This window comes from Stenotrophomonas sp. Ste86 (assembly GCF_024519465.1).
Classification (GTDB): Bacteria; Pseudomonadota; Gammaproteobacteria; order Xanthomonadales; family Xanthomonadaceae; genus Stenotrophomonas.
The window spans coordinates 210165-221818 of record NZ_JALJRW010000001.1 but is presented as its reverse complement, the minus strand read 5'-3'; the positions used below and the strand labels follow the sequence as shown (position 1 = coordinate 221818).

General features: G+C 67.4%; 10 protein-coding genes. 8 read left to right on the top strand and 2 right to left on the bottom strand.

Annotated features, from left to right (window positions below):
* Positions 1-24 precede the first annotated feature (24 nt).
* Both NR101_RS00970 and NR101_RS00965 read left to right on the top strand, forming a co-directional pair.
* A complete protein-coding gene (locus NR101_RS00970; protein WP_256774187.1) occupies positions 25-1920 on the top strand; it encodes a CocE/NonD family hydrolase in 1896 nt (631 codons plus the stop codon).
* A gap of 212 nt (positions 1921-2132) precedes the next feature.
* A complete protein-coding gene (locus NR101_RS00965; RefSeq protein WP_256774188.1) occupies positions 2133-4016 on the top strand; it encodes a hypothetical protein in 1884 nt (627 codons plus the stop codon).
* A gap of 193 nt (positions 4017-4209) precedes the next feature.
* Here NR101_RS00965 and NR101_RS00960 read toward each other — a convergent pair whose 3' ends face one another.
* The gene (locus NR101_RS00960; protein ID WP_256774189.1) at positions 4210-5307 is read right to left on the bottom strand and encodes an alkene reductase; all 1098 of its coding nucleotides are present in this window, start codon (positions 5305-5307) and stop codon (positions 4210-4212) included.
* Between the two features lie 212 nt (positions 5308-5519).
* On the opposite strand from NR101_RS00960, the gene NR101_RS00955 reads away from it, so the two are divergent.
* The 6 genes from NR101_RS00955 to dld all read left to right on the top strand — a co-directional run bounded on the left by NR101_RS00955 (position 5520) and on the right by dld (position 11208).
* Entirely contained in the window at positions 5520-6278 is a 759-nt protein-coding gene (locus tag NR101_RS00955; protein WP_256774190.1) for an SDR family NAD(P)-dependent oxidoreductase, read from the top strand.
* A 147-nt stretch (positions 6279-6425) separates the two neighbouring features.
* Complete coding sequence (locus tag NR101_RS00950; RefSeq protein WP_256774191.1) at positions 6426-6884, top strand: MgtC/SapB family protein; 459 nt, start codon at positions 6426-6428, stop codon at positions 6882-6884.
* Entirely contained in the window at positions 6881-7318 is a 438-nt protein-coding gene (locus tag NR101_RS00945; RefSeq protein ID WP_256774192.1) for a VOC family protein, read from the top strand. Before NR101_RS00950 ends, NR101_RS00945 begins: the two co-directional genes overlap by 4 nt.
* Positions 7319-7588: 270 nt before the next feature.
* Complete coding sequence (gene lldR, locus NR101_RS00940) at positions 7589-8353, top strand: transcriptional regulator LldR (RefSeq protein ID WP_256774193.1); 765 nt, start codon at positions 7589-7591, stop codon at positions 8351-8353.
* Between the two features lie 3 nt (positions 8354-8356).
* On the top strand, positions 8357-9517 hold the full coding sequence (lldD, locus tag NR101_RS00935; RefSeq protein WP_256774194.1) for an FMN-dependent L-lactate dehydrogenase LldD: 1161 nt from the start codon (positions 8357-8359) through the stop codon (positions 9515-9517).
* Positions 9514-11208, top strand: a complete 1695-nt coding sequence (gene dld, locus NR101_RS00930) for a D-lactate dehydrogenase (protein WP_256777684.1) — start codon at positions 9514-9516, stop codon at positions 11206-11208. The genes lldD and dld overlap by 4 nt, the downstream gene beginning before the upstream one ends.
* A 57-nt stretch (positions 11209-11265) precedes the next feature.
* Here dld and NR101_RS00925 read toward each other — a convergent pair whose 3' ends face one another.
* Positions 11266-11586: a hypothetical protein gene (locus NR101_RS00925; protein ID WP_256774196.1), complete on the bottom strand. Its 321-nt coding sequence runs from the start codon at positions 11584-11586 to the stop codon at positions 11266-11268.
* Positions 11587-11654 lie beyond the last annotated feature (68 nt).

The window sequence follows — 11654 nt, the reverse complement described above, 5'->3', positions numbered from 1 at the left end:
CCACCATCTGCCGGGAGAGAGCCCATGCGTGTCCGTGTCGTGCCTGTCGTGCTGTTGAGTTTCATGGTTGCCGCCAGCGTGTCGGCGCAGACCTCGCCGATGACCCCGGACATCCCGGCCAAGGGCTTCGTGACGCCCACCGCGCACGATGACTACGACAAGCGCGTGGTGATGGTGCCCATGCGCGATGGCACAAAGCTCTACACGGTGATCGTGGTGCCCAAAGGCGCCAAGAACGCCCCGATCCTGCTGACCCGCACCCCGTACGACGCGGCCAACCGCGCCAAGCGCATCGACTCGCCGCACATGCGTGACATCCTGCCGCAGGGCGATGAGGTGTTCGTCGACGGCGGCTATATCCGCGTGTTCCAGGACATCCGCGGCAAGTACGGTTCCGAAGGCGATTACGTGATGACCCGGCCGCTGCGCGGGCCGCTCAACCCCACCAAGGTCGACCATGCCACCGATGCGTGGGACACCATCGACTGGCTGGTCAAGCACGTGCCCGAAAGCAACGGCAAGGTCGGCATGCTGGGGTCCTCGTATGAAGGCTTCACCGTGGTGATGGCGTTGACCAACCCGCATCCGGCGTTGAAGGTGGCCGCGCCGCAGAGCCCGATGATCGATGGCTGGATGGGCGATGATTGGCTCAACTACGGTGCCTTCCGCCAGGTCAACTTCGGCTACTTCACTGGCCAGTTGGCCAAGCGCGGCAAGGGGCCGTCGATTCCCAGCGTGGGCTACGACGACTACACCACTTTCCTGCGCGCCGGGTCGGCCGGCGACTATGCCAAGGCCAACGGGCTGGACCAGTTGCCGTGGTGGCACAAGCTGATCGAGCATCCTGCCTACGACGCGTTCTGGCAGGCGCAGGCGCTGGATGCGCAGATGGCCAAAACGCCGCTGAAGGTGCCGACCATGTGGCTGCAGGGCCTCTGGGACCAGGAAGACATGTGGGGCGCGGTGCACAGCTATGCGGCCATGGAGCCGCGCGACAGCAGCAACGCGCTCAACTACCTGGTGATGGGCCCGTGGCGGCACAGCCAGGTGAACTACGACGGCAGCAATCTGGGCGCGCTCAAGTTCGACGGCGATACCGCGCTGCAGTTCCGTCGTGACGTGCTCAAGCCGTTCTTCGACCAGTACCTGGTGGATGGCGCGGCCAAGGCCGATACGCCGCCGGTGCTGATCTACAACACCGGCGAAAACCACTGGGACAAGCTGCAGCAGTGGCCGCGCACCGCCGCACAGTCCAAACCGCTGTACCTGCGTGCTGGAGGCAAGCTGTCGTTCGAGGCGCCGCAGCCGGGTGAGGCGAACTACGAGGCCTACGTGTCCGATCCGGCCAAGCCGGTGCCGTTCGTGCCGCGCCCGGTGCGCTTCGCCGACCGCGACATGTGGACCAGCTGGTTGGTCAAGGACCAGCGTTTCGTGGACGGGCGCACGGACGTGCTGACCTTCGTCAGTGAACCGCTCACCGAGCCGCTTCGCATCGGCGGGGCACCGCAGGTGAACCTGGCGGCGGCCACCAGTGGCAGCGATGCCGACTGGGTGGTGAAACTGATCGACGTCTATCCCGACCAGACACCGTCCACGCCCGAGATGGGCGGCTACGAGCTGGCGGTATCCATGGCGATCTTCCGTGGGCGCTACCGGGAGAGCTTCAGCGATCCAAAGGCGATCGCAAGCAATCAGGTGCTGGATTACAGATTCGGCCTGCCGACGGCCAACCATGTGTTCCAGCCCGGTCATCGGGTGATGGTGCAGGTGCAATCGAGCCTGTTCCCGCTGTACGACCGCAACCCGCAGACCTTCGTGCCCAACATCTACCTGGCCAAGCCGGGCGATTACCAGAAGGCCACGCAGCAGGTGTGGCATGCACCACAGCAGGCAAGCTTCATTTCGCTACCGGTGTATTGAGCGCTGCAGGCCCGCCGCCGGGTGGCGTCCGATGACGCTGTGACCGATCCGGTAGTGCCGGCCGCTGGCCGGCTCCTCGTGATCCTGGAAAGAGATGCGAGGCGCCGAGCAACCGTCGGCGCTATCGGAATTGCAGGCGGACACGACGCATTGCATTGCATCGGCCACCCCCAGGCGCTAGCGTGCAGCTCCGCTGTTGATTGACGTGATCCATGAAACGGATAGTCGTGTTGTGCGCGCTGTTGTCGCTGGCGACCGGCGTGCAGGCAGCGCCGGCGGAGACATTCTCTGCGCTGGCGAATAATTTTTCCGCCGAGGCGCTGATCGATGTCGATGGGCGGCTGCGGGTGGCGCCCAACGGCGCGCGTCTGCAACGGCTGTCCGCGGATCGCTGGCTGCGCATGCAGGGCGAGGGCACGCCGCAGCAGTGGTTCGATGACGCCGGCACGCTGCTGCGCGAGGACCCGGGATATATCGAATACGGTGAACGCTTCGCGCTGCCTGGTCAGCCTGCGGATCAGCCGTTGTGGCAGGCCTTCCTGATGGATGCCGAGGGCGTGCGACGTGGCCATGCCGTGGTGGATGCGCTCGGGCAGGCGCGTTGGCCAGCATTGCAGGAGGGCCAATGGCAGCCGCTGGCGGTACCCGACCGGGTGCTGTGGAATGCCAACGCGGGGCCGTTGCGCTTCTTCGACATGGCTGGACACGAGGTCATGGCGATGGACGAGCACGCCTGGCAGTGGGTGGCCGGGCCGTTCCCGGGGCGCCCTGTCTACGTATTCTGCGGTGCCCGGGACAGCGCAACGTGTCAGGTGCAGGACGAGCGGGGCAAGGTGCTGTTCGTCGATGACATCGATGCGCTGCTGCCGGTGAGCGATGGCGGTTGGTGGCTGCGGCAGCGCGACCTGTGGCGGCGGGTGGATGCGCGCGGGCGGTCGCTGGATGCCGCGCGCTACCAGCAGGGCGGGTTGTATCCGCGCTTCCGGCAGTACGGCGGCAGTGCCGGCCGGCGTGACTGGCCCGGGGAGGTCACGCGCTATGCCACGGGGAGCGAGCAGGACACGCCCGAGCGCGGTTGGCTGCTGGCCGATGGGCACTTCCAGGCGGTGCCTACGCAGGACCGCCGCTACCGACGGGATTACTGCGGCGGGCGCTGGTGGATCGGTGACGCGGACCGCAGCGGACCTCCGCAGGCGGTGACCGATGCGGTCGCTGCGGTGTTCGACGCGCCGGATGAGGCGATGCGGCAGGCGCCGCCGTGGCGGGTGCGCCCGGCGGACGGATCGCGCCACGCGGCGGTGCTCGACTGCGCGGGACGGACCCTGTTCGCGCCGTCGAACCTGGTCGATCTCGACGCGGTTGGCGGTGGGGTGCTGGGTACCCTGGCGGGCGAGCGTTCGCCCCGGCTGTGGTGGAACGGTGGCACCGCACACACGGTGCCTGCGGGGCTTGCGATCGACGATGATCATGTGGCGCCGCCGCTGCTGCTGCTGTGGGACCACGTTGCAGGGCAGAACCGGCTATACAACCTGGACAGCGGCAAGATAGTCGGGCGCGCCTTCAGCGGGGTAGAGCATCTGGATGCACGCCGGCTGGTGTTCCACCGCGATGGGCAGCAGGGCCTGATGCTGGCCGATGGCAGCGAGCCGCTGGCCCAGACCTTTCTGGAGGTTCTGCCGTGGGGCGAAGACCGCATCTGGACGCGGCGTTACCTGGAGGATGGGGGAGAGGAGCTGACGTTGCTGGACGCCGACTACCACGTATTGATGCGACGCCGGTTGCTGTTCACCGGCGTGACGTTGGAAACGACGTGGCGCGGCGCTGTCCAGGGTCAGGCGGTGACCCGCGTCAACCTGGGAACGATGCAGTTGGTCGATGGCCCCTATTTCGTCCAGCAATGGCTGGACCGGAACGGGCAGGTGCTGGTCAGCGATATCAGTTGCCCGGCGCCTGGCGATGAGGTGCTTGCGGGCGGCGCAGGGGTGCTGTTGGGCAAGGGATGGCGGGTGGATAGTACGCCGCGGCAACCGTGCAGGTTGCCGGATGCGTTGATGCCGGTGCTGCGGGGCGGCGATGTGACGCCTGCGGTGCGGTAGTGCCTGCCTTTGGCCGGTTTTCATGAGCGTGGGCGGATGTGCGAGGAGCCGGCCAGCGGCCGGCACTACCGGAGGCAGCCGACCAACGTCGGCATTACGTGAAGCAGCCGACCGTTGGTTGGCATCAACCACGGGCAGGCGACGAACGTCGACATTACGCAAGGCAGCCGACCAACGGTCGGCTCTACGGCGGTTACGAGCCTGACACACTCGGGTAGTCGGTGTAGCCGTGCGACCCGCCGCCGTACAGCGTGTCCGGGTCCAGCTCGGACAAGGCGACGCCCAGGCGGAAGCGCTCGACGAGGTCGGGGTTGGCGATGAACGGACGGCCGAAGGCGATCACGTCGGCGTAGCCCGAGGCGATGGCCGCTTCGGCGGTGTCCTTGGTGTAGCCGTTGTTGGCGATCCACGCGCCCTTGAACTTCGCACGCAGTGCCTGGTAGTCGAAGGCGATGTTGTCGCGCGGGCCGCCGGTGGCGCCCTCGATCACATGGATGAAGGCCAGCGGGCCAATCGCATCCAGGCGCTCGACGGCGCGTTCGAACAGCGGCTGCGGTTGCGAATCGTGGGCATCGTTGGCCGGGGTCACCGGCGACAGGCGCACACCGGTGCGTTCGGGGCCGATTTCCGAGGCAATCGCACGGACCACTTCATCGAGCAGGCGCGTACGGTTCTCGATGCTGCCGCCATATTCGTCAGTGCGCTGGTTGCTGCCGTCGCGCAGGAACTGGTCGATCAGGTAGCCGTTGGCGGCGTGCACTTCGACGCCGTCGAAACCGGCGGTGATGGCATTGCGTGCGGCCTGGCGGTAATCCTGGATCAGCGCCGGCATTTCCGACAGCTCCAGTGCGCGTGGCACCGAAACGTCTTCAAAGCCCTTGGCGGTGAAGGTCTTGGCCTTGGCCTGCAGCGCGCTCGGCGCGACCGGCACCTGGCCTTCGGGCAACAGGCTGGTGTGCGAGATGCGGCCGACATGCCACAGCTGCAGCACGATCTTGCCGCCAGCGTCATGCACCGCATCGGTGACTTTTTTCCACGCGTCGATCTGGGCCTGGTTGTAGATCCCCGGCGTATCCAGATAGCCCTGGCCGAGCGGGCTGATCTGCGTGGCCTCGGCGATCAGCAGGCCGGCGCTGGCGCGCTGCGCGTAGTACTGGATGGCGAGCGGGTTGGGCACGCGGCCTTCGATGGCGCGGTTGCGGGTGAGCGGTGCCATGGCGATGCGGTTGGCGACCGCGATCGCGCCGAGACGGGTGGGGGTGAACAGAGGGCCGTCGTTGGGAGAAGTCATGTGCATACCTTGGGGGAGGAGGGCGCCGCGGATGCGCAGCGTAGACGTAGGAGATGTGGACGTACGACCGCCAGCATAGGGGCCGGTGCGTTGCAGCGATGGGAAGCATTGTTGCGGGCGCCCATGTGCACGTTCTGTAACGCCGTTGAGGCGTACGGTGATGGCCGATGCAGGCGATGCCTGCCCCGTATTCCAACCAGAGGTACAACGCGATGATTGATTATCAGCTCAAGGGCAAGGTGGCGATCGTGACCGGTGGTGTGTCCGGCATCGGCCTGGCAGCGGCCGAACTGCTCGCCGCATCCGGCGCGGCGGTCGCGGTGTGGGACTTGAAGGAGGAGGCGGTGCAGAAGACCGCCGAGGCGCTGCGCAGCAAGGGTGCAAAGGCGATCGGCATCGCGCTGGATGTGACCGACGAAAAGGCGGTGGACGCGGCGGTGCAGCGCACCGTGCAGGAACTGGGCGGGCTGGATATCGCGGTCAACAACGCCGGCATCGGCGGGCCGTCGGCAACCAGCGGCGACTATCCGGTGGACGGCTGGAAGCGGGTCATCGACGTCAACCTGACCAGCGTTTTCCTGTGCCAGCGCGCGCAGATCCAGGCGATGCGCCGCGGTGGCAAGGGCGGCAGCATCATCAACATGGCCTCGATCCTGGGCCAGGTCGGATTCAACAATTCGGCCGCCTATGTGGCGGCCAAGCACGGCGTGGTCGGGCTGACCCAGACCGCTGCGTGGGAGCATGCCAAGGACAGCATCCGCGTCAATGCGGTGGCCCCGGGCTTCATCGCCACGCCACTGCTGGACAAGATGGATCCCACGGTAAAGCAGGCACTGGAAAGCAAGCACGCGTTGGGCAGGCTGGGCAAGCCGGACGAGGTCGCTGCACTGGTGGCATGGCTGGCCAGCGATGATGCGTCGTTCGCCACCGGCACCTATTACGCCATCGACGGCGGCTACCTGGCGCAGTAAGCGCGGCGCTCCGGGCCTCGGTCCCTGCAGTACGGTCGTGCGGCGTTTCCCAACCCCGCATGACCGTGCACATCCGCCTCACGCCTCCCTTCACGGTGCTGCCACGGCGGCCACGCAAGGCTGGGCCGAACAGGTAAGGAGCAGCGGATGGGACTGGAACAAGATCTATCGATCCTGCTGCGGATTGCCGCAGCGATGGTGTTTGGCGGCCTGATCGGCATCGAGCGTGAGATGGGCAAGCACGCCGCCGGGCTGCGTACGCACATGCTCATCGCCGGGGCGGCCGCGCTCATCGTCGGCCTGGGCGACAGCATCGCCGAACACTTCCAGCAGGAGCGTTACCGCGACCTGCTCCAGGTCGATCCGGTGCGTTTGATCGAAGCGGTGATCGCCTGCGTCGGATTCGTCGCGGCCGGCACCATCCTGCGCGGTACGCGCGACGACCAGGTCAGCGGCCTGACCACCGCCAGTTCGTTGATCATGTCCGCCTCCATCGGCATTGCAGTAGGCATCGGCGAGTACGTGATCGCTATCGGTGTCTGCATCCTGTGCCTGATCGTGCTGGCCGTGTTCAGCCGTATCGCCAAGAAACTGGAGCCCTCATGAGCAGCGAACGTCCGTTCGAGATCCAACGCATCGACCACGTAGTACTGCGCGTGCAGGACTTGCCGCGCGCGGTGCACTTCTATCGTGACGTGCTGGGCTGCACGGTGGCGCGTGAGCGGCCATCGCTGGGCATGGTGCACCTGCATGCTGGCGCATCGATGATCGACCTGGTCGGTGTCGACGGGCCGCTGGGCGTGCAGGGCGGCGCAGCGGCGGGCGAGCAGGGCCGCAATGTGGACCATGTCTGCCTGCGCGTGGAGCCATTCGATGTGGCCCATCTACGCGAGCATCTGCAGACGCACGGGGTGGGGTTGACCGGCAAGCCGGCCAGCAACTATGGCGCCGAGGGCGATGGCATGTCGGTGTTCCTGCGCGATCCCGACGGCAATGGCGTGGAGCTGAAAGGACCGGCGAGCGACTGCGGTTGCGGATAATGGTCATACCAAGCGGGTCGGTCATCGCTATGGTTTAATGGGCTTGTCGCTCCTGTCGTAGTCGGGTGTCGATGGTACTGCGCCCGTTCCGGGGAATTGGTCATACCACGTCTCCGGTGGTTGCAGAGCGCGGCCGGCACGCGATGAACATCGCGCGGCCACATCTGACCGTTGCTGATGAGACCCGCCGATGCTGGCTTGGACGTTCCCCGATCCCGATCCCGATACCGGTCATGTCCGGTGCTTGTGCGTGTTCGCGGCGGTGACGACGTGAAGCACGAACGCCTGTCTGACCGGGTGGCCGCGCAGCTGCGCGAGCTGGTCCATGCCCGCAACCTGCAACCCGGCGATCGGCTGCCGGCCGAGCGTGCGCTGGCGGTGCAACTGGGCGTATCGCGCACGGCGCTGCGCGAAGCCATCGCCCAGCTGTCCAGCCAGGGCCTGCTGACGGCGCGGGTTGGTGGCGGCACCTACGTGAGCGTGCCGATGGCATGTACGCACCCGGGCATCGACGCGTCGCTGTTGCCCTACCTGCCGGTGTTCCAGAACGACCCGGAGTACCGCTTCGATGTGCTGGAGATCCGCCATGCGCTGGAGGGTGCGACCGCCTGGCACGCCGCGCTGCGCGCCACCGACGCGGACCGGGCGAAGATCCGTGCGGCCTTCGAGCACATGCTCGCCGCGCACGGCAAGGACGATCCCGCCGGCGAGGCGCGCGCGGATGCGGCCTTCCACCTGGCCATCGCCGAGGCCTCGCACAACCTGGTGCTGCTGCAGGTGATGCGTGGCCTGTTCGAGCTGTTGCAGACCAATATCTCGCAGAGCCGTGAACGGCTCTACACCTCGCCCCGCACGTTTGAGCCGCTGTCGACGCAGCACCGCGAGCTGATGGACGGGGTGCTGTCCGGCGACCCCGAACGCGCGCGCGCCGCCGCGCATGCGCACCTGGCATTCGTGCACACCTCCCTGCGCACGCTCGATGACAACGAGGCCCGGCGCGCCCGCGCATCGCAGCTTCCTCCTGCCCACGGTTGACCCATGATCATTGCCGCCTCCACCGATTACCGCGCCGCCGCCCAACGGCGGGTGCCGCCGTTCCTGTTCCACTACATCGATGGTGGCGCCTATGCCGAGCACACGCTCAAGCGCAACGTGTCCGACCTTGCCGACATCGCGTTGCGGCAGCGGGTACTGCGCAACGTGGCCGAGCTGAGCCTGGAGACCGAGCTGTTCGGCGAGCGTCTGGCGATGCCGGTGGCGCTGGGCCCGGTCGGGCTGACCGGCATGTATGCGCGCCGGGGGGAAGTGCAGGCGGCACGGGCGGCGGCCAGCCGCGGCATTCCGTTCACCCTGTCCACGGTGTCGGTGTGCCCGATCGAGGAAGTGGCACCGGCCATTGATCGTCCGATGTGGTTCCAGCTGTACGTGCTCAAGGACCGCGGCTTCATGCGCAATGCGCTGGAGCGGGCCAAGGCCGCCGGGGTGACCACGCTGGTGTTCACCGTGGACATGCCCACCCCGGGCGCGCGCTACCGCGATGCGCATTCGGGGATGAGCGGTCCGCGCGCCCCATTGCGGCGCATGCTGCAGGCCGTGACCCATCCGCGCTGGGCGTGGGATGTGGGCCTGTTGGGCCGCCCGCATGACCTGGGCAACATTTCCACCTACCGGGGCAGCCCGACCGGCCTGGCCGATTACATCGGCTGGCTCGGCAGCAATTTCGACCCGTCCATTTCCTGGAAGGACCTCGAGTGGATCCGTGAGTTCTGGACCGGGCCGATGGTGATCAAGGGCATCCTCGATCCGGAGGACGCGCGCGATGCGGTGCGCTTTGGCGCCGATGGCATCGTGGTGTCCAACCACGGCGGTCGCCAGCTGGACGGCGTGCTGTCCACCGCACGGGCGTTGCCGGCGATTGCCGATGCGGTCAAAGGGGAGCTGAAGATCCTGGCCGATTCGGGCATCCGCAACGGGCTGGACGTGGTGCGCATGCTGGCGCTGGGCGCCGACAGCGTCCTTCTCGGTCGCGCCTTCGTGTACGCGCTGGCGGCGCAGGGCGGGGAGGGCGTGGCGAACCTGCTCGACCTGATCGCCCGGGAAATGCGCGTGGCGATGACGCTCACCGGCGCGACAACCATCGCCGACATCAGCCGCCAGTCGCTTGCCGAAGTCACCCGGCACACGCAGGTGTCGCGGTGAGGGGGGGCGCCGGTACCGGCGCATTGCTGGCCCGGCTCCGCGACATCGTCGGTGCCGCCCATGTGCTCAGCGGCGACAAGCCGACCCGACGCTTCCGCAAGGGCTACCGCTTCGGCGATGGCCCGGTGTTGGCGGTGGTGCGCCCGGGTACGCTGGTGGAGCAGTGGCGGGTGCTGCAGGCGGTGGTCGCCGCGCAGGCCATCGTCATCATGCAGGCGGCCAACACCGGCCTCACCGGCGGGTCAACGCCCGATGGCGCCGACTACGACCGGCCGGTGGTGATCCTCAACACGCTGCGCCTGACCGGCATTCAGCTGCTCAACGACGGCCGCCAGGTGGTGTGCCTGCCCGGAGCCACGCTGGATCGCCTGGAGCAGGCGCTGGCGCCGCTGGACCGCGAGCCGCATTCGGTGATCGGGTCGTCGTGCATCGGCGCCTCGGTATTGGGCGGTGTCTGTAACAACTCCGGGGGTGCGCTGGTGCGGCGCGGCCCGGCGTACACCGAGCTGGCCTTGTTCGCGCAGGTGGACGCGCAGGGGCAGTTGCAGCTGATCAATCATCTGGGCATTGCGCTCGGCGAAGATCCGGAGCAGATGCTCGAACGCCTGCAGCGCGGCGACTACACCGCCACCGACGTGGACAACCACAGCGGCCGCGCAGCCACCGACCCACGCTATGCCGCCCAGGTGCGTCAGGTGGATGCGCCGACCCCGGCCCGTTTCAATGCCGATCCGTCGCGTCATTTCGAAGCGGCCGGTTCGGCGGGGAAGCTGGCGGTGTTCGCGGTGCGCCTGGATACCTTCGAACGCGAGCGTAGCGAGGTGTTCTACATCGGCAGCAATGCGATGGAGGACCTGACCGACATCCGCCGCCACCTGCTCACCGCCTTCGAGCGCCTGCCGATCTCCGGCGAGTACCTGCATCGGGAGGCGTTCGATATCGGGCAGCGTTACGGCAAGGACACCTTCCTGCTGATCGACCGGCTCGGTACGGCGCGGGTGCCGGCCGCGTTCGCACTCAAGAGCCGCGTCGATGGCTGGTTCGAGTCGGTGGGGCTGCATGGGGTTACCGATCGGCTGCTCCAGGCGGCGATGCAGCTGTTGCCCGCGCACCTGCCGCCGCGCATGACACAGTTTCGTGACCGCTACGAGCACCATCTCCTGTTGAAAGTATCCGCAGTGGATGCCGCCGCGACGGACGCGTTCCTGCGCGCGCATTTTGCCGATGGGCAAGGCGACTATTTCCACTGCACGGCAGAGGAAGGGCGCAAGGCGTTCCTGCATCGCTTCGCGGTGGCCGGTGCCGCGGTGCGTTATCGCGCGGTGCATCGCGACGCGGTGGAAGACATCGTCGCCCTCGACGTGGCGCTGCGCCGCGATGACCGGCAGTGGGTGGAGCAGCTGCCGGCGGCACTGGAGGCGCGGTTGGCCGGCAAGCTCTATTACGGGCACTTTCTGTGCCACGTGTTCCACCAGGACTACATTGTGCGCAAGGGCGAAGACCCGCTGGCGATCGAGCATGCGATGTGGGCGCTGCTGGACCAGCGCGGTGCGGAGTACCCGGCCGAGCACAATGTCGGCCACCTGTATCCGGCCAAGCCGGCGCTGGCGGCCTTCTATCGCCGGCTGGACCCGACCAATGCGTTCAATCCCGGCATCGGCCAGACCCCGAAGCACGCGCACTGGCGGTAGCGCCAGCCCACGGGTGGCTGCACACCGACATGCGATCCGCTGGCCCCGCCGTTGCGATCACTCGCAGCGAACGGCGGTGATCAGGTTGTCCTTGTCGATGAACACCCGCAGGCGATCCTGGCGCAGGTCGCGGGTGGTGATGGTTTCCGGGCCGATCGGATTCACCAGTCCGGCACCGCTCTGCGCCGCCAGCTTGCGCATGTTGGCCTCATCGGCGGGCTGGCCGACCGCCCAGGCAAGGCCATCGGCCTTGCACAGTCCAGGGCCCTTGACCACCGGGCCGGGCGTGCTGACGCAGGCAGCCAGCGCCAGGCTGGACACGATGGCCAGCGCCGGAACCAGCACCTTCGGTGGGAGGCTGCGCGAAAGGAATGTCATGGGGGTCGCTCCTGCGTGATCAGTGGCTGACGATACCACCGTCGTTGCCGCGGCCGCGTGGTGGCGGC